The 18,237-nt window shown below is 40.6% G+C and carries 15 protein-coding genes; 8 read left to right on the forward strand and 7 right to left on the reverse strand.

The window, feature by feature from the left end; translation table 11 throughout:
• Positions 1 to 8 precede the first annotated feature (8 nt).
• Positions 9 to 1,988: an auracyanin family protein gene (locus AFM12_RS03215; RefSeq protein ID WP_055143846.1), complete on the reverse strand. Its 1,980-nt coding sequence runs from the start codon at positions 1,986 to 1,988 to the stop codon at positions 9 to 11.
• Positions 1,989 to 2,063: 75 nt separating this feature from the next.
• On the reverse strand, positions 2,064 to 3,722 hold the full coding sequence (locus AFM12_RS03220; RefSeq protein ID WP_055143849.1) for a 3-keto-alpha-glucoside-1,2-lyase-like domain-containing protein: 1,659 nt from the start codon (positions 3,720 to 3,722) through the stop codon (positions 2,064 to 2,066).
• Positions 3,723 to 3,825: 103 nt separating this feature from the next.
• On the opposite strand from AFM12_RS03220, the gene AFM12_RS03225 reads away from it, so the two are divergent.
• On the forward strand, positions 3,826 to 4,728 hold the full coding sequence (locus AFM12_RS03225) for a nucleotidyltransferase family protein (RefSeq protein ID WP_055143852.1): 903 nt from the start codon (positions 3,826 to 3,828) through the stop codon (positions 4,726 to 4,728).
• An 83-nt stretch (positions 4,729 to 4,811) separates the two neighbouring features.
• On the opposite strand, the gene AFM12_RS03230 is transcribed toward AFM12_RS03225, so the two are convergent.
• Positions 4,812 to 5,822, reverse strand: coding sequence for a Gfo/Idh/MocA family oxidoreductase (locus tag AFM12_RS03230; RefSeq protein ID WP_055143854.1), 1,011 nt, complete (start codon positions 5,820 to 5,822; stop codon positions 4,812 to 4,814).
• 187 nt (positions 5,823 to 6,009) lie between these two features.
• Between AFM12_RS03230 and AFM12_RS03235 the strand changes: the two genes are divergently transcribed.
• On the forward strand, positions 6,010 to 6,723 hold the full coding sequence (locus AFM12_RS03235; protein ID WP_082391170.1) for a class I SAM-dependent methyltransferase: 714 nt from the start codon (positions 6,010 to 6,012) through the stop codon (positions 6,721 to 6,723).
• Between the two features lie 46 nt (positions 6,724 to 6,769).
• On the opposite strand, the gene lysA is transcribed toward AFM12_RS03235, so the two are convergent.
• Complete coding sequence (gene lysA / locus AFM12_RS03240; RefSeq protein ID WP_055143856.1) at positions 6,770 to 8,011, reverse strand: diaminopimelate decarboxylase; 1,242 nt, start codon at positions 8,009 to 8,011, stop codon at positions 6,770 to 6,772.
• An 83-nt stretch (positions 8,012 to 8,094) separates the two neighbouring features.
• Here lysA and AFM12_RS03245 point away from each other — a divergent pair, with 83 nt between their 5' ends.
• The 3 genes from AFM12_RS03245 (at position 8,095) to AFM12_RS03255 (ending at position 11,200) form a co-directional block, all read left to right on the forward strand.
• Positions 8,095 to 9,432 carry an alkaline phosphatase D family protein gene (locus tag AFM12_RS03245; protein WP_055143858.1) on the forward strand — a complete coding sequence of 446 codons (1,338 nt, stop codon included), beginning with the start codon at positions 8,095 to 8,097 and terminating at the stop codon, positions 9,430 to 9,432.
• 65 nt (positions 9,433 to 9,497) lie between these two features.
• Entirely contained in the window at positions 9,498 to 9,983 is a 486-nt protein-coding gene (gene msrB / locus AFM12_RS03250) for a peptide-methionine (R)-S-oxide reductase MsrB (RefSeq protein ID WP_082391171.1), read from the forward strand.
• A 146-nt stretch (positions 9,984 to 10,129) separates the two neighbouring features.
• Positions 10,130 to 11,200 (forward strand): M42 family metallopeptidase, encoded by a 1,071-nt coding sequence (locus AFM12_RS03255; RefSeq protein WP_055143860.1) that lies wholly within the window; start codon positions 10,130 to 10,132, stop codon positions 11,198 to 11,200.
• Positions 11,201 to 11,682: 482 nt separating this feature from the next.
• Here AFM12_RS03255 and AFM12_RS03265 read toward each other — a convergent pair whose 3' ends face one another.
• Genes AFM12_RS03265 through AFM12_RS03275 form a run of 3 tightly spaced genes read right to left on the reverse strand, consistent with a single transcriptional unit; the run spans position 11,683 to position 13,564 of the window.
• Entirely contained in the window at positions 11,683 to 12,342 is a 660-nt protein-coding gene (locus AFM12_RS03265; RefSeq protein WP_055143864.1) for a DUF4159 domain-containing protein, read from the reverse strand.
• A 2-nt stretch (positions 12,343 to 12,344) separates the two neighbouring features.
• Entirely contained in the window at positions 12,345 to 13,031 is a 687-nt protein-coding gene (locus AFM12_RS03270) for a 16S rRNA (uracil(1498)-N(3))-methyltransferase (protein ID WP_055143866.1), read from the reverse strand.
• Positions 13,031 to 13,564, reverse strand: a complete 534-nt coding sequence (locus tag AFM12_RS03275; RefSeq protein WP_055143868.1) for a hypothetical protein — start codon at positions 13,562 to 13,564, stop codon at positions 13,031 to 13,033. Before AFM12_RS03275 ends, AFM12_RS03270 begins: the two co-directional genes overlap by 1 nt.
• Positions 13,565 to 13,715: 151 nt before the next feature.
• On the opposite strand from AFM12_RS03275, the gene AFM12_RS03280 reads away from it, so the two are divergent.
• The 3 genes from AFM12_RS03280 to mtaB all read left to right on the forward strand — a co-directional run bounded on the left by AFM12_RS03280 (position 13,716) and on the right by mtaB (position 18,213).
• On the forward strand, positions 13,716 to 15,560 hold the full coding sequence (locus AFM12_RS03280; protein ID WP_055143870.1) for an LTA synthase family protein: 1,845 nt from the start codon (positions 13,716 to 13,718) through the stop codon (positions 15,558 to 15,560).
• 164 nt (positions 15,561 to 15,724) lie between these two features.
• The gene (locus AFM12_RS03285) at positions 15,725 to 16,750 is read left to right on the forward strand and encodes a glutamine synthetase beta-grasp domain-containing protein (RefSeq protein ID WP_055143872.1); all 1,026 of its coding nucleotides are present in this window, start codon (positions 15,725 to 15,727) and stop codon (positions 16,748 to 16,750) included.
• A 107-nt stretch (positions 16,751 to 16,857) separates the two neighbouring features.
• The gene (gene mtaB, locus AFM12_RS03290; protein ID WP_055143874.1) at positions 16,858 to 18,213 is read left to right on the forward strand and encodes a tRNA (N(6)-L-threonylcarbamoyladenosine(37)-C(2))-methylthiotransferase MtaB; all 1,356 of its coding nucleotides are present in this window, start codon (positions 16,858 to 16,860) and stop codon (positions 18,211 to 18,213) included.
• The last annotated feature ends 24 nt before the right edge of the window (positions 18,214 to 18,237 follow it).

The raw sequence follows: 18,237 nt of genomic DNA on the forward strand, positions 1-18,237 counted from the left end.
TTAAAGGCTTACTTAACTCTGAAAATCCCGTTCATCACGGTATAATGCCCCGGGAAAGTACAGACGAAATGATAGTCACCTTTTTTCTTTGGTGCCTGAAAATAGATGGTTTCTGAGCTTTCGGGTTGAAGAATGCCGGTATGATACAATACGTCCTCCATTTCAGGGACATAACCCATGTTTGGTCCCTTGAGGCCCATGTTTAAGGCGGCCTGTCCTACTTTCTCTACTGTTTTCGGATTTACAATCAGCAGGTTATGTAGCATGTCATCATTGTTCTGAAACACAATTTTAACCCTGCTGCCCGCTTTGGCCTGAATCAGTTTTGTGTCGAATTTTAAACCCGGAACGGTACCGATCAGGATAGTTTCATCTACTTCTCCATTCCATGAAGCCGGCATTTCATTTATCCTCTTTTCACTAATAAGCTTATCAGTCGGCATATCCATTGAAGCATGATCATGCTCCATCGTCTCTTCTGCAACCGCATAGAAATCAAGATTTAATGGTGCCACAGTATTATTGATACGGTTCAAGGTAAAGTACCCGACATTATGTAGTAGATTTTCATCCTTATCATTGGTAATTCCCTCAGCCGTTATTCCGAAAATATAACCTAAACGCATAGTATCAACAGCTAAATGCACCGTCTTTCTATCTTCTGAGAGTTCGATTCCTTTGATTTTCACCTCTCTTTGGTTGATGATCGGGCTGCCGTAAGTGTGATGATATTTGTAGGTAAAACTTTGAATATCATAACTAGACGGATTATAGGCCTTTTCTTCATTGATTTCCTCTGTAAATTCAAGAATAAAACCATCAGATGCAGATGTTATGCTCTTAATTTCAAATGGTGTTTTACCGCTCCAAACCAAACGCTGGAGCCCGAATTCTGAGCGGCCCGTAGCGGCCCAGCCACGACTGGTTTGACCAACAAACATGGATTGATCAAAGCCCCACTCCATGCGTAATATACCTGACATAAAGCCTTCTCTGAACGGATAACAGGCTCCCTGATAAACTCCGTCCACTTTTTCAAGCGACATTCTCATGATTTTAGAGTGCCCTTGATCACCTACAAAATACTGACCGGAGAACGGCCCGAATTTACCGCCACTCAAATCCTGCACCATATCTGAGGTAGAAATGCCCATCAACGTATGCGGAAACCAAACTGCCGGAGCTTTAATACCTTCTACTTTCTGTGCTGCCTCAAATAATGGTTGACCGGTATCCGGAATGTCCTCAGTTCTTAACTTCACAGGTGAGGTAGGGTCATCAGCCCATTTTAATCCAGCCGGATTACCTGCAAAGTCACCTTTTTCAAGATGTGTCACACGGCCTGAGCCAACCCAGTCGCCCTGGTTTTCTGCATAAAAAATATCACCCTCGTCGTTCACCATAAAGCCCGCAGGGGAACGCAATCCTGTAGCCCAAGGCTCCATTTTACCTTCATCGTCCAGAGTAAACATCCAGCCTCTCCACTTGGTTTGAGAAGCACCGTGGCCAATCCAGTCCAGATTAAGGGTAAAAAGCTTTTTCCCGTCTTTGGTGATTTCAGGTCCGTAAGAGTATTGGTGATAATTGCCCGAAAGTGGCCATTGATAGTATTGCTGAAAGCGATCTATCTGACCATCAGAGTTATCATCATGAAGAATAGTCACTTCTCCTCTTTGCGTGGCCCACAGTTTTCCATCGATATAATTCAAACCCAATGGCTCATGAAGACCTTCAGCAATCTTGGTGAATACAGGCTTGCCGCCTCCAAACATGTAAGGATTGTCTACTTTCCATACCTCACCGCGACGTGTACAGGCTGCCAGACTACCATCTGGCATTAGTACCATTCCTCCTACTTCCAATTCTACGCCTTCAGGGGTTGGAATAGTGACAATTTGATAATAGTCATCCTCCGTCAATGCCTGAGAAAAGGCGTTTGAGAGGGAAAAAATCAAAAGAATAATGAATGTTATATTTCTCAATTTCATGATGTTTTCTATTCAAAAGGTGGTTTTACAGCCTTTTCATCAAAAAAGCTCTACCACCGAAATATGTTCTTTTTCTTACCAGATGATTTCAAAGGATTGCAGTTCATTGGCTACTGCCCAAAGCTCCGTTTGGTCACCCACCTTTTTTTCTGTCACTTTTACTCCTTCGGGCACATTTATGAAATAATCTGAAGTACGATAGAGTCCTTCCCCTAAATTCTTTACTTGTTTAGCAGACACAATAAGATAAAGAGCCATATTGCTTTCTGATCCTATTTCAATGGTCATGCCTTTGGTTTCAGGAATCAATTTTTGAGAAACTAGTTGACCGTTTAAAAGGTAATTGAAAGTTGGAATGCCTTTCGAATCAAGGTAGTATTCATCAAGCTTCAGACTTTCAGAGTTTTCTTCAATTTTAAAAGCATTCTTACCACTAAAAGTGATAGTTTGACCCAAAGGCTTGATAATCTGAGGTTCTCCTCTTTCATACCACATTTCAGTAACGTCCGCGAAATTTCCTTTCCATCCGTAAAGTGGAGCTCCGCTACCTAAATCGAAGGAGAAATGACGGTTCTGAGGAGAACCGACGGAAATAACCTGCGTTTTTTTCTCATCACCAAATTCCATGAAAGAACGAATTAAAGTGGCTTTTTCAGCCGTTGGCTCTATAAAAATGCCGCCCGTAGTCTGTAAATCAGGCAAGGCACTTACACCATGAAGCGGATAAGGCCTGAATGTAGGCCCTGACACAAATAAGCCGAGACCAGACGGCCACCAGGCTTTGGTGTAATTGTACTCAAAATGGTGAGTACCTTTAGAAAGCTCAACCAGACCTGAAGACGGAACGCGGTAATTGAAATCATCAAAACCGGCTATTTGCTTTCCATCGATGGCAAAAATGGCAATACCCTGATATTCAATAGTAAAAGCATAAGTTCCGGCTTCTTCTACCTCTAAATCACCCTTGAGTGTCAATAAGTATTGTCTGAAATCGTGTGGAACACGATACGTAATTTCATCAAGTACACCAGTAGTTGGCGGCGTTTTATCCGGAGCTTCGCTTTTCTTGAAATTAAAGGTTTCTTCCAGAGAATATTTGATATTCCCGATGTTAATAGGTCTATGATCTCCGTATTCAGAGACAGCCATATTTCGCACGGCAAGCGTTCCTTTTTTTAGTGCGATCTTGATTGGACTTGTTTTTTGTTCCAAAGACCAATTGAAAACGTTCTCATGGATGATGATTCCATTGATTTTCAGCTTTTCCAGAATGGCAGGCGTACCTTCCTTGCCCATTACAAATGTTATTTCTGCTTTTTGCCATAGGCCGGTAGCTTTGCAAACATTTTGAGGTGCTTGAGAAGAACCTTTGACAGTTCCGATAAAAGGTTTGTTGCCGGAACTCGAGTTACCCAAATTGATTTCTATTCCGCCACCAAGTAGTAGTGACGCCTGGGCTTCATTTGACTGCAAAAACTCAAACTCCAGCTTAAGATCGCCGAATGGCTTTACTGTTTCCAATTCGGCTAATCCAGAGGCATATAATATAGAATTTCCGCTTTCTACAGATATCTGATTTTTCAGCGGATGAATTGATATATCTCCGGCAGGAGACCATTTTCCCTTAACAGCTTGCCAATCAGCAAGAGACATTGGATTTAAAGGGAAGTCCTGTGCGAAAGAAAGAAGTGGTAAAAGCAGCAATAAAACTGACTGCCTTAATTTATTGGTCATATGTAAATGGGTTAGCGATTTTTAAAACATGCCAAATTTAATGCAGCACAGCCTGAAACCAAGATAGATTCCTATTTTTGTCGGCAAATACAGTTTTAACGAAATGACAAAACCCACATTATTGATTTTAGCTGCCGGAATGGGCAGTCGCTACGGCGGTATTAAACAATTAGACGCTTTTGGGCCAAATGGTGAAACAATTATTGACTACTCCCTTTTTGATGCTATCAGAGCAGGATTCGGTAAAGTAGTTTTTATCATCCGAGAAGAACTCAGGGAGGATTTTGAGAAAGTTTTTGGGCCGAAATTGAAAGGTAAAATTGATTATGATTACGCCATACAGGGTTTTCAAAGCTATGTACCAGACAGTCTTGGAAAAGCTGAGAGAGCGAAACCCTGGGGAACAGGGCATGCCATGCTTTGTGCTTGGGAGCAAACCGATACTCCGTTCGCTGTCATAAATGCAGATGATTTTTACGGAGCAGATTCTTTCAAAACAATGGCTGATTTCTTATCTCAAAACACTGATGAAGGTGTCCATGCCATGATAGGGTATCACGTCAAAAATACTTTATCTGAAAACGGTACGGTATCGAGAGGTGTATGCGAGCAAGATGAAAATGGTTTCCTTACCTCGGTAGTAGAAAGAACCAAGATCCTTAGAAATGAGGAGGGCAAAATTGTCTTCTTAGACGAAGGAGATCCTGTCACTTTAGGAGATAATACTCCTGTTTCTATGAATTTCTGGGGTTTTATGCCTTCTGCCTTTCCCAAAACGAAAGAGTATTTTGAGGCCTATGCAGAGAAAAACTTCGATGCCCCAAAGGCCGAATTCTACATTCCAACTGTCATGAGCAATATGATTAATGAAGGCGTTGGTAAATGTAAGGTTTTTGATACCTCGTCTGATTGGTTCGGAGTAACTTACCCCGAAGACAAACCAGAAGTACAGGCCTCCATTCAGAAATTAGTTTCTGAAGGAAAATATCCTAAGAAGCTCTGGTAGGTTCTTATTAATTCGACGAAATAGTGAACCCCGAAGGTTGTCAAAATCTTCGGGGTTATCATTTAAAGGACCTTAACCTTCTTTTAATTCCCTCTCTTTACTGACTCAATAACCCTTATCTGCTCTGCCACCTCTTCAGGCTTAATAATTTGCTCAGCGTTGTTTAAAATGACATCGGCAAGGTTATCGTATAAATGCATCCAGTTACCTGCAAAAGTGGAGACGGTGGCTTTCATTTCTAACCCGGCCAGATTAGTGGTAAGCTTGCCATCATTTTCTTTGTCTTCAATACCAAAGCCCTGCATTCCGGGTAAATAACCCGCTTTCAGATGATCTTCCTGTGGATCAAGACCATATTTGATAAAAGAACCTTTCGTTCCGTGAATAGAGTATCGGGGTTCAAAATCCTTAATCATTAAGCTCGAGCTGAGTTTTACCTTTAATTTACCGTAATCCATGCTCATGTTAAAGGCATCGTCAATGGAGCTACCTTCTCTTTGGGTAAATACCTCTCCTTCTACTGCCTTCGGCTTTCCAAACAGATAAATCGCCTGATCAATCAAGTGAGCTCCCAAATCATAAATAATTCCATTGGCCGGAGCTACTACTTCTTTCCAGGGTTTTGGGTTAAGGATTGGATTATAGCGATGCCAGCGAGCTTCATAGGTATGCACATCACCCAAAACACCGGATTGAATCACTCTTTGGGCGGTCATAAAATCACCATCAAAACGGCGGTTTTGATAAACCATAAGGGCTCTTCCTGCCTTTTTGCTGATTTTAATGAGCTCCTGAGCCTCTTCATAAGTGGCTGTCATTGGTTTTTCTACTAAAACATGCTTGCCTGCCTCCAGTGACCTTTTTGCATAATCAAAATGTGTGCTTGAAGGCGTACAAATTGAAATCAAATTTATTTCCTCATCAGCAATTAATTCATCGATACTTGCGGCGGCATTAGTACCTTCAAAAAGAGGATCATCAATAGGCCGCGAGGTCACAATCGACTTTAACTTATAATTTTGATTTAATACGAAAAAAGGGGCCTGAAGCCAGCGACCAGAGAGGCCGAACCCTACGAGTCCTACGGTAATCATCTTTGCGTTTTGGTTGAATGTAGAACAAAGTTATTCTGTGTGATTGAAGTCACAAGTATTCTCCAAGAAGACTTTGAATTTTGTCTGCCAGAATAGAAGTATCGGTTAAAATAATATCAGTCATTCTTTTGAGCGAGTTCCTTACAACTATTTCTGGGTAGGATTTTCGAGGATAAAAAAGAGAAAAATGGATTCAAACCTAAAGGAAGCCCCTTCTTGCGATATCAATGCCGAAGACTCTTGTTGTTGTTCTTCTGAACCAAAACAAACAGAAGTTCAGCACTTAAAAGAGCATTGGAATAAAAGTTATGAATCAAAAGCCCTTGAACAACTGGGCTGGTATGAAGAAAACCCTTTACCATCACTGCAATTAATTGAGAAGACAGGCTTAAAATCAAATGCCAGAATTTTCAATGCCGGAGCAGGGGCTACGACCTTGGTGGACGAATTGCTAAAAAATGGTTTTCAGAATATCATAATTAATGATCTCAGTTCAACAGCCATTGAGCTACTGAAAAACAGATTGGGTGAAAAAGCTTCTGACCTTCAATGGATTGAAGACGACCTTACAAATCCCAAAGAACTTCAAAGTCTTAAAGAAATAGATCTTTGGCACGACAGAGCGGTATTGCATTTTTTCCATACCCCTCAAGAACAAAAAACCTATTTCGACTTGGTCAGAAAAGTGGTCAAACCAGAGGGATTTGTCATTATTGCAGCCTTTAATCTGGAAGGAGCTACCTCCTGTAGCGGATTACCCGTTTTCAGATACAATGCAGAAATGATTAAGGAAAGAATAGGCGAAGACTTTGAACTTATTGAAGCCTTCGATTACACTTACACCATGCCGTCAAAAAATACGAGGGAATATGTTTATACTCTATTCAAGAGAAAAAAGTAAAAAGACTGCTCAAATGAGCAGTCTTTCTAAGAATTTTTGACTCGCTTTAGAAAGTCACTTCAATCTGATGTCTGAAAATGTCCTCCATGCTTTCTCTTTCTCTGATCAGCTGAGCTTTGCGGTTATAAACCAATACCTCAGCGGGTTTTATACGAGAGTTATAATTCGAAGACATGCTGAAACAGTAAGCTCCGGCATTTTTCATGGCAATGATATCGCCGGGTTTCACAACAGGTAGTTTTCTGTCTTTACCCATCGTATCCGTTTCGCAGATATAGCCTACGACATCGTAATTTTCGGTTTGCGAATCATCAAGATTTGAAACATTAAGAATCTCGTGATAAGCATCGTACATCATTGGGCGAATCAGGTGATTCAAGCCGCTATCCACGTGAACGAAATTTCTGTTTGGATTGTGTTTTACCACATTGCAGGTCATTAAAAACGTACCCGACTCGCTTACCAAAAACTTACCAGGCTCAAACCAAAGCTCTATTTTTCGTCCGTAACGCTCCTGAAAATCATGAAACTCTTTCACCACTGACTTCGCCAATTCATGAATTTCGGTAATGTGATCTTCTTCGTGATAGGCTACTTTGAAGCCAGATCCCATATCTATAAACTGAAGATCATGAAAGTACTTTTCAGCGACTTCAATAGATTTCTTCATTGCTGTAACAATCACAGAGCCATCTTTGAAATCTGAACCATTGTGCTGGTGTAGCCCAACAATCTTTAAGTCATATTTTTCAACCAACTCTACTATTTGATCAATGTAATCGATCGGAATTCCAAACTTTGAATCAGCATGACCTGTAGAAATTTTCAGATTGCCCCCGGCCATAATGGAAGGGTTTAATCGAATAGCTACCGGTAGCTTTGAACCGTAGGTCTCCCCTACTTTTTCCAATAATTGAAGACTGTCAATATTTAATCGAATACCTAGCTCCACAGCTTCCTCTATTTCAGAAAAAGCTACTCCTGAGGGTGTGTATTGAATTTGAGAAGGCTGAAAACCAGCATGCAGAGCTAATTTTATCTCTTCTATAGAAACGGCGTCAATATCCACTCCATTTTTGAGCATTAACTTGAGGATATTAATGTTAGTGAGGGCCTTACAGGCAAACTTTAATTTGACATCCACCTCTTTGAAAGCATCTTTCATAGAAGCTATCTGCTCTTCAATTTTTTGGCCGTCATACACATAGAGTGGTGACCCAAACTGCTCAATCAGAGAGTTGACTGATTGATTCTGAATAAAGTATCCGTTTTCCTTTTTCTGTAACAAGATTTCCTTTTCGTTAAATTTCGGCAAAGATATAGAAAGCTATCTTTTCGGGCTCTTATATTTGGACAATAAACCAAATATAAATGCTTCAAAAACGACTAATTCAAGTTCTTTTCCTTCTCTTTCTTTCAAATCAGCTCTTTGCTCAGCTCCTTGCCGGCCCTATGCTTGGCTATTCAGAAATGCGGGAGGTCTTGCTTTGGGTACAAACCGAAAAACCAGCTGTAGTCAAATACAACTATTGGGAGAAAGGAAATGAAAATGACAAATTCTCATCAACACCTCATTTAACTCAAAAAGACAACTACTTCATTAGTAAGGTTGTTTTGGAAGATGTTTTACCGGGTAAAACGTATGAATATGAGTTGATCCTTAATGGAATAAAGCAAAAATTTGATTACCCGCTGGAGTTTCAAACCCAAACGCTTTGGCAATACCGAACAGATCCTCCCGCTTTTACATTTGCCTTTGGTAGCTGTGTTTATACAAACGAGCCGGAGTTTGACCGTCCTGGAAAGCCTTATGGAAACAGTTTTAAAATATTCGATGAAATTTATGAGCAAAACCCAGATTTCATGGTTTGGGGTGGTGATAATATTTACCTCAGGGAGGTCGATTGGAATACCAGAAGCGGCATTTACAAACGCTATATAGACTTTAAAAGACAACCCGAGTTACAAAAGCTTTTTGCCAATACGCATCATTACGCAACCTGGGATGATCATGATTTCGGACCAAATGACGCAGACAGAAGCTACTGGGGTAAAAGTTGGACTCTAGAAGCCTTTAAAGACAACTGGGGAAATCCGAATTATATCTACGAAGATGAAGCCGTCACCGGGACTTTCTTCTGGGAAGATGTTCAGTTTTTTATTCTGGATGACCGGTGGTACAGAGCTCCAAACTACCTAAGCGATGAGGAAAAGGATTATTTCGGGCAAAAACAGACCGATTGGCTGATTGATGCCCTGGCAGCCAGCAGAGCTCCTTTCAAATTTGTAGTGGCTGGTGGGCAAGTAATTAACCCGGCAGCCGACTTTGAGAATATGGCCACTTTCCCTGCAGAAAGACAAAAGCTTTTAGATCGAATCACTGAAAACAACATCAGCGGAGTAGTTTTCTTAACCGGTGACCGTCACCATACGGCTTTGAGAAAGTTAGACCGTGAAGGCACTTATCCTTTATATGATATTACCGTTTCAGCTTTAACCAGTGGAATGGCAAAGCCCCGTGATGAAGAACGGGTTTCCGCTGATTTAATTCCCGACACCATCGTTGAGGACTTAAATAACTTTGGCATTTTTGAAGTTAGTGGACCGAGAACAGACCGATCATTGAAAATCAACATTATTGATAATGAGGGGAAACCAAGATGGAACTATACCATCAAAGCCCGTGATTTGAGAAAGCCAAGAGACTAAGTTATCACCAAACAGAACTTTGAGCGTTTTGAATTCGTATGTAATTCAAAACGCTTTTTATTTCTATGAAGAATCTTATTTTCCTTTTCGTTCTCGGCCTTTTAAGTTGTAATTCATCCGCCCAAAAAGGGGCTTCTGTTGATCGCAGTAACTGTGATATAGAAGAAGTAACCAAAACGGATGCTGAATGGAAAAATCAGTTGAATGACCTGCAATACCGCGTGGCCCGTCAGGCAGGTACAGAACGAGCATTCACCGGAATTTACTGGGACAATAAAAAAGAGGGTATTTATAATTGTATCGGCTGTGGCCTGCCACTTTTTGATTCAAAAACCAAATACAAATCCGGAACGGGCTGGCCTTCTTATTACCAGCCTATAGACCCTTGTAATGTCAAAATTATCCGAGACACCAGTTTGGGCATGGTGAGAGAGGAAGTTGTTTGTGCCCGTTGCGACTCCCATTTAGGCCATGTTTTCCCTGATGGCCCAAAACCAACGGGATTGAGATATTGTATGAATTCGGCTAGTTTGACTTTTGTTGAAAAGTAAAATTTATCACGGAGATATTTTTCAAAGGCAGCTTTCGGATAGAAAGCTGCCTTTTTCATGTTAATCTTAGATGAATTCTGAAGATTTGATTTCAAAAGGTAAGGTCTTCTTCTATTTTTGCTAAAACAGAAATTAAAACTGAATACATGGAGAAAAACATCGAATTTCTTTACAAATACCTTAATAATGCCTCTCCCACAGGCTTTGAGCATCCAGGTCAGCAGATCTGGCTGGATTATATCAGACCATACATTGACGAAACTATCACCGATGCATACGGCTCGGCTGTCGGAGTTATAAATCCGGGAAAAGAATACAGTGTAGCCATTGAGGCCCATGCCGATGAAATTGCCTGGTTTGTGAATTATATCACACCTGAAGGATATATCTATGTCATAAGAAATGGTGGTTCTGATCATCAAATCGCTCCATCAATGCGAGTGAACCTTCATACTCGTAAAAACGGCATAGTCAAAGGAATTTTTGGCTGGCCGGCTATTCATGTTAGAAACCGGACCAAAGAAGCAGCACCATCGCTTGATAACATTTTTATTGATGTAGGGGCGAGCAATAAAGAAGAAGTTGAGAAAATGGGAATCACCGTTGGTACTGTTGCCACTTTTGAAGATGGCTTAACAGAGCTGAACGGAAAATACTACACCGGTCGAGCTTTAGATAACCGTATGGGTGGCTATGTCATTGCTGAAGTTGCCAGGAAGCTGAAAGAGAATAATGTTGAGCTTCCGTTTACGCTTTATATCGTGAATGCCGTTCAAGAGGAGATTGGATTGAGGGGAGCAGAAATGATTTCCAGAAGGTTGAAACCAAATGTAGCCATCGTTACCGATGTAACACATGATACTCAATCGCCGATGTATGACAAGAAAAAATCGGGTGATACTGCTTGTGGAAAAGGACCTGCTCTGACTTACGGACCTGCTGTTCAGAATAACCTGCTTCATTTCATCATGGATATTGCTGAGGAGAAGAATATTCCAGTCCAGTTACAGGCTGCAAGTCGATCTACCGGAACAGATACGGATGCTTTTGCATATTCAGCCGAGGGTGTACCTTCGGCATTGATCTCATTGCCTTTAAAGTATATGCACACTACAGTTGAAACCTGTTCAAAAGAGGATATTCAGTCGTGCATTGACTTGTATTACGAAGTGCTTACCAAAATGGTGAGTGGGCAGGATTTCAGTTATATCAAATAATTAATTGGCTTATTATTAAAAAGGCCTTGATTCGCTTGAATCAAGGCCTTTCCTTTTAGAAAGCATTTATTCACATAAACCTAATGATGTATTAAATAAGAACTCTATTCCCTCCTAACTATTTTCAGAGAGTCTTTTTGAAAAATGAGATAGATGTGGTTAAAAGAAATTGTATCTGATTCAAAGTCTATAACTTCAAACTGGTCGAAGTTGAGCAATTCAGATTCAATTCGTTTTTTAGTTAAATCGGTGCTATTAATTATAAGTATTAACTGTTCTAAATCTTGTTGAGTTTCGGTGTGAATTACCTCTCGATAAGTCAAAGTGAGCCCTTGGTCAATAAGCAAGTAAACTAAAGACAGCACTAAAAACATCAAAAGTGTCAGTGAAAACCAGAAAGCTACTTTCCATTTATTCATTTGACGATTCTTTACCTGCTCGTATTTCTACAGAGAGCCTTTTAGCTACCGAAAAATTCAGACTTACTGATACGTTGTAAACGCATACGTCACAATATTAGCCCCCATCTGAAGAGCTTTTTGGCGTACAGATTCAGGGTCACCGTAAACGCTTTGGTCTTCCCAGCCATTGCCAAGATCAGACTCAAAAGAGAAGAAACTCACAAGACGTCCTTCATAGAAAAGTCCATAGCCCTGAGGTGGTTTATTATCATGCTCATGCACCTTTGGTAATCCATCTTTAAAATCATATCGCTGATGGTAAATCGGGTGCGAAAAAGGAAGCTCTACAAATTCTGCTTCAGGGAAAACCTTTTTCATTTCCCTCTCAATAAATTTCCGCAAACCATAGTTGTCATCAACATGCAGAAAACCACCTGAGATCAAATATTTCCTAAGATTTTCGGCCTCCTGAGCAGTAAAAACAACGTTACCGTGGCCAGTCATATGAACCAGCGGATATTGAAATATCTCGGGGCTGCCAACCTCTACAATGTCTTCTTCAGGAAAAATATTGGTTTTGAGATTCTTGTTACAAAACTCAATCAGGTTAGGTAGTGACGTTTTGTTCGCATACCAATCTCCCCCACCTCCATATTTAAGTTTCCCAATCTTCACCGAATATTTCTGGGCCGAGAGCCCGAAACAAAGTATAGAAAAACAAAAGACTAATATTTTCTTCATTCTTATAATAAATTTAAGAGGGTTACCCCCACAAGTCCGGCGGTTTCTGTTCTTAGTCTGCTATCGCCAAGACTTACTTGTTCAAAACCTGCCTTTGCGGCCATTTCTAACTCGGAAGGATCAAAATCCCCTTCAGGGCCGACTAATAGACAAACATCGCTTTCAATCTTGTGCTCAGTCAATGGTTTTGACAAATCACTCAAATGACAAACGAATCTTTGAGACGCTGTATTTTCTTCTAAAAACTGATTAATTGAGATCATCTCATTCACTTTTGGCAAATACGCCTTTAGTGACTGTTTCATCGCGGAAATGGCAACCCGCTCAATACGATCTGTTTTAACCACCTTTCTTTCTGAATTAGAAGTCAGGATAAAACTGATTTCCGAAATCCCGATTTCAGTTGCCTTTTCCACAAGGTAAGTTATCCGGTCAAGATTTTTAGTTGGAGCTATTGCCAGATGGATTCGCCTTTTGGCTTTCTGAAATCCTTGTTCTTCTGACAGTATGTACAGCCCGGTCCTTTTAGGATTGGCGTCTTCAATTCGGCAGTGGTACATTCCTCCTTTGCCGTCAGTAACCCAAATCTCGTCACCAACATTTTTGCGAAGTACTTTGATACAATGTTTGGAGTCTGTATCATCCAGTTGTTTTACTTCCGCAAAATTCTCCCGATAAAAAAGCTGCATTAATCTTCCTGCTTAAAACTGTAAAGGTTCGTATCAGGCTTAAATGTGCCTGCATTGAAATCTTTGATAAATTCGGCGATCACTTGTGAGTTAATTTCTTCTACATTAAGAGCCACTTCCAGCCCTATTCCGAATTCGAAATCAGCATCTAGTTCTATAAATTCAGATACTTTCAGGGAGTCTTCCTCTTCTATTTCTTCCATGAATTCCTGAACAAGCTCATCAATTTCAGGTTTTGCACGGTAACCCGGCTTTCTTTCATCTAAAGGCACAAAACCTTTGTGCATTTTAGCTACCCGCTGCTCGGCCAATTCCATGAGTTGACTTTGATAATGCAGCTCCAGTGTGAATAAAGCGGCGTCATAGATCACCTCTTTACCTTCATATTTACCAATAAACTGAAACTGAAGGTACTCACCACTATCGGCCAGCTCCAGTTCGTCCTCTACCATGACGAAACTTTGACCTTCTGCCTCACATTCTTCTCTTAGTTTATGAATCTCAGCCTGGCTAAATCCGGGATTTTGTTGCATTTCTGTTGTTGTCAGTGATTTACAAACTTAAACGAAAATGGAGTAAAAAAGATGTGACATCCGTTTTTTTGAAAAGCCCTGATACACTCTTGTTTTCAAAGACCATTTCAAGAGTATTTCTATCTTTGAGATTCAATATGAAGATTTGTTTATGAGAGAACGTATTCAGTTCTTGTTTATCTACTTTGGTTTTTGGGTAGTGTACTTTTTATGTGCCCGTTTGGTTTTTCTTGGTTACCATATTGATCAAACCAAACTATTGACACTTGAAATGCTTGCAGGCACTTTCTGGAATGGCATCCGTATGGATATGTCAATGGCCGGTTACCTGTCTATCATTCCTTTCTTATGGATCAGTTTCTCCAATTTTATCAAAAAAAGCATTTTTGAAAGTAGCCTTTTTGGCTACACTTTGGTTATGGTTTTTGTCCTAACCCTAATCATCGTGATTGATCTTGAGGTCTTTAATGTATGGGACTATCGACTTGACGCCACTCCGTTAAATTATCTCAAAACGCCAAGAGAAGCCTGGGCATCTGTCAGTGCTTCTCCTATTCTAAGATTGATACTTAGCTATATACTCTTATTAATCGTAGCCAGTTATTTCGTCTATCGCATTATCGCCAATAAAATGAATAGCTGGAATTTTACGAAGAAATGGCGATTCATCCCCTGGGCCTTATTATTGACAGCGGCTTTGATTATTCCAATCAGAGGTGGATTTGGGATTGCCCCGATGAACCAAAGCACTGTATATTTCTCCAATAATAATTTCGCCAATATTTCCGCTGTAAATGCCTGTTGGAACTTCTTCAGCTCGCTAGTTAATAACACTTATGATAAGGTTAACCCTTACACCTATCTCCCTAAAGATGAGATAGAGCAAAATTTGAGAAAACTATATAAGACGGAAGGCTCTCCCATTGATATTCTCAGCAAAGACAGACCTTCAAAGCCCAATGTGCTTATAGTAGCCTGGGAAAGCTTTACGGGCAAAGTGGTGGACAAAACATTTAACGGTAAAGAAGTAACTCCAAACTTTAACAAATTTAAAAAGGAAGGATATTATTTTTCAAATGCTTATGCCTCCGGAGACCGGACAGACAAGGGGCTGGTTGCCATTCTGAGTGGATATCCGGCTCAGCCGACTCAATCGATCATTAAAGAGCCTGCTAAAACTCAAAAGCTTCCCATATTAACGAAAAACTTTCTTCAGGAAGGTTATAGCACCGAATTCTATTATGGTGGCGAAACAGAGTTTGCAAACATCAAATCATATCTTTTCGCAGCTGATTATGAGCAGATTGTAGATCTTAACAATTTCCCTGAAGAACTCTATCAAACCAAATGGGGAGTACATGATGAGGTTATTTTTGATAAATTTTTATCCAATCACCAATATGTAAGAAAAGATCCCTTTTTCAGTACGCTGCTAACCATCAGCAGTCATGAGCCATTTGATGTGCCCCTGGACTCGGCTATTTTCGAGGGCGATGACGAAGAAAACCTCTATCTCAATTCACTTTATTATGCCGATCAGGAATTTGGCAGATTCATTAACTCCGCCAAAACGCAATCCTGGTGGGAAAACACCATTATTATCGTTGTCGGCGACCACGGGCATCGCCTTCCTGAAACCGGTCTGAAGGCGGATAATTTCAAAATCCCAATTCTCTGGACTGGTGGTGCAATAAAAGGTTCACGTCAAATCAATGACGTAGTTTCTCAAACCGACATTGCTACATCTTTGCTTCGCACCCTCGGCTTTGACAATAAAGAGTATCATTGGGGCAAAGACATGTTTAGAACGCAACTTGCCAATTGGGCATTTTTTAGCTTCAACGACGGCTTTGGTTTCGTAAGAAATGACCGGAAAATTTTATTTGACAATATTGGCAAAAAGGAGATTTTTATTTCGGAAAATATTTCTGATGAAGACCGGAAACTCTCGAAATCTTTACAGCAAAAGTATTTTCAGGACTACCTTGATAAGTAAATCTGACCTCTTTCTGAATCATGCTAATAGACAATTGCATTATTCTAATAATTTAGAATAAAAAATTACAAAAATGCGATTTGGGGCAATTATGTATTGACCGATCATATATATTTGCTATCAAATTTTAGGATTATCAATTTTATTAATACGTAAATATCATCATGGCAAAAGCAAAACTTGAGTACATTTGGCTTGACGGTTACAAGCCGGTTCAAAGTCTTAGAAGCAAAACAAAAATTGAAAATAACTTCAGCGGAAAACTTGAAGATTGTGATATGTGGTCTTTTGACGGATCATCTACAGAACAGGCTTCTGGTGGTTCTTCTGACTGTCAGCTTAAGCCGGTATTTATTTGTCCGGATCCTGAGCGTTCTAAATTAGGTACACCTGCTTACTTTGTAATGTGTGAAGTTCTTGACGCTGCCGGTAACCCACACGAGTCAAACGGACGTGCCACCATTGATGATGATGACAATGATTTCTGGTTTGGTTTTGAGCAGGAATATTTCCTTTACGACCCAGAAACTAATCTTCCATTAGGCTTCCCTGCCGGTGGTTATCCTGCCCCACAAGGACCATACTATTGCTCAGTAGGTTCTAAAAATGCTTACGGAAGAGAAATCATTGAAGAGCACCTTGAGTACTGTATTCAGGCTGGTCTTAATATTGAAGGTATCAACGCCGAGGTAGCTGCTGGTCAGTGGGAATTCCAGATTTTCGCTAAAGGTGCTGCTGAAGCTGGTGATCAAATCTGGGTTGCCCGTTATATGTTGGAAAGAATTTGTGAGAAATACGGTGTTTGGGTGAACTACCACTGTAAGCCACTTGGCGATACTGACTGGAATGGTTCTGGTATGCACGCCAACTTCTCAAATACTGCCCTTAGAACTGCTGGTGACAAGGCTATCTATGACAAAATCTGTCAGTCTTTTGAGCCATTCGTGAAAGAGCATATTGCAGTTTACGGTCCTGACAACCACCTTCGTTTGACTGGTAAGCACGAGACTCAGTCTATCGACCAGTTCTCTTACGGTGTATCTGACAGAGGTGCTTCTATCCGTATTCCTATCGCCGCTGTTCAGAAAGGCTGGAAAGGATGGTTGGAAGACAGAAGACCAAACTCTGCCGCAGACCCTTACAAAGTGGCTGCCCGTATCATCAAAACAGTTAAAACTGCTGACGTTTAAGATTAAACTCAGTTATGGATATCAAAAGCCCTTCGGAGACGGAGGGCTTTTATTTTGAACGGATTATACAAAAAATCGATATCAATATTTCTTAACTTTGCAGCCGCATGAGTAAGAAAGTAGCATTTTATACGCTAGGTTGTAAATTAAACTATTCCGAGACCTCAACCATCGGAAGAATGTTTGAGGAGAAGGGGTATCAAAAAGTAGAATTTGCTGACGAACCCGACATTTTTATTATCAACACCTGCTCGGTCACCGATAATGCCGATAAGAAATGCCGCAAAATTGTCAGGGAAGCTCAATCCATCAATCCTGATGGTTACGTGGCTATTCTCGGCTGCTATGCCCAATTAAAACCACAGGAAATCGCCGAAATCCCCGGAGTAGATGCCGTACTCGGAGCAGCAGAAAAGTTTCGTTTGCTTGACCTGATTGATGATTTCAAAAAAGAACCATCAGACAAACCTGCACAAGAGAAAGTTTATGCAGGCTCTATTGAACAAAAGCTTGATTATCATACGTCTTACTCATTAAACGACAGAACACGTACTTTCCTGAAAGTTCAGGATGGCTGCGATTACCCTTGTTCCTACTGTACCATACCGCTGGCTCGGGGCAAAAGCCGGTCAGATAAGATCGAAAACATCATAAAAGCCGCACAAGAAATTGCCGCTAACGACGTCAAAGAGATCGTTCTGACAGGTGTCAACATTGGCGATTTTGGTCTACAAAATGAAGAAAGAAAAGAGAGCTTTCTTGATCTGTGTAAAGCTTTAGATGAAGTTGAAGGAATTGAGAGGTTCCGAATTTCCAGCATTGAACCAAATTTACTGAGCAACGAAATCATTGAGTTTGTCTCTCAATCGAAACGCTTTGTTCCACATTTTCATATTCCACTTCAAAGCGGAAGTCCCGAGGTTTTGAAGCTGATGAAACGCCGGTATAAAAAGGATTTGTATATCGATCGAGTTGAACAAATTAAGTCGCTTATGCCCGACTGTTGCATAGGTGTTGATGTTATCGTTGGACATCCCGGCGAAACGGAAGAGCGTTTTCTTGAAACCCATCAATTTCTCAACGAATTGGATATCAGCTACCTGCATGTCTTTAGCTATTCTGAAAGGCCAAATACAGATGCAGTAGATATTCACCCGAAGGTCAGTCAGGCAGATAAGGCCCGACGCTCAAAAATGCTTCATATTCTTTCAGAGAAAAAGAAAAGAGCTTTTTACGATTCTCAGCTTGGTAGAGAAAAAACAGTCTTGTGGGAAGATGACGTTACAGAGGGACAAATGCATGGCTGGACAGAGAATTACGTTCGTGTGAAGGCCAAATATGATCCCCTTCGGGTCAATACCACCATGCCTGTAAATCTTCAAACTTTCAATGAAGAAGGCTCTGTAGATGTTCAGGAAATTGACGAAATACTAAGCCATACTCTTCTGCATAGTCAGGCCTAGCATTTCATTTTAAGCTTCTGAAAG

The organism is Jiulongibacter sediminis, from assembly GCF_001306455.1.
GTDB classification, from domain to species: Bacteria; Bacteroidota; Bacteroidia; order Cytophagales; family Spirosomataceae; genus Jiulongibacter; species Jiulongibacter sediminis.

Bases quoted from the DNA above. Each gene is read 5' to 3' on its own strand.
- AFM12_RS03270 (WP_055143866.1), bottom strand. From the start codon at position 13,031: ATGCAGCTTTTTTATCGGGAGAATTTTGCGGAAGTAAAACAACTGGAT.
- AFM12_RS03235 (WP_082391170.1), top strand. From the start codon at position 6,010: ATGGATTCAAACCTAAAGGAAGCCCCTTCTTGCGATATCAATGCCGAA.
- msrB (WP_082391171.1), top strand. From the start codon at position 9,498: ATGAAGAATCTTATTTTCCTTTTCGTTCTCGGCCTTTTAAGTTGTAAT.
- AFM12_RS03280 (WP_055143870.1), top strand. From the start codon at position 13,716: ATGAGAGAACGTATTCAGTTCTTGTTTATCTACTTTGGTTTTTGGGTA.
- AFM12_RS03265 (WP_055143864.1), bottom strand. From the start codon at position 12,342: ATGAAGAAAATATTAGTCTTTTGTTTTTCTATACTTTGTTTCGGGCTC.
- AFM12_RS03255 (WP_055143860.1), top strand. From the start codon at position 10,130: ATGGAGAAAAACATCGAATTTCTTTACAAATACCTTAATAATGCCTCT.
- mtaB (WP_055143874.1), top strand. From the start codon at position 16,858: ATGAGTAAGAAAGTAGCATTTTATACGCTAGGTTGTAAATTAAACTAT.
- AFM12_RS03220 (WP_055143849.1), bottom strand. From the start codon at position 3,722: ATGACCAATAAATTAAGGCAGTCAGTTTTATTGCTGCTTTTACCACTT.
- AFM12_RS03225 (WP_055143852.1), top strand. From the start codon at position 3,826: ATGACAAAACCCACATTATTGATTTTAGCTGCCGGAATGGGCAGTCGC.
- AFM12_RS03230 (WP_055143854.1), bottom strand. From the start codon at position 5,822: ATGATTACCGTAGGACTCGTAGGGTTCGGCCTCTCTGGTCGCTGGCTT.
- AFM12_RS03215 (WP_055143846.1), bottom strand. From the start codon at position 1,988: ATGAAATTGAGAAATATAACATTCATTATTCTTTTGATTTTTTCCCTC.
- AFM12_RS03275 (WP_055143868.1), bottom strand. From the start codon at position 13,564: ATGCAACAAAATCCCGGATTTAGCCAGGCTGAGATTCATAAACTAAGA.
- AFM12_RS03285 (WP_055143872.1), top strand. From the start codon at position 15,725: ATGGCAAAAGCAAAACTTGAGTACATTTGGCTTGACGGTTACAAGCCG.
- AFM12_RS03245 (WP_055143858.1), top strand. From the start codon at position 8,095: ATGCTTCAAAAACGACTAATTCAAGTTCTTTTCCTTCTCTTTCTTTCA.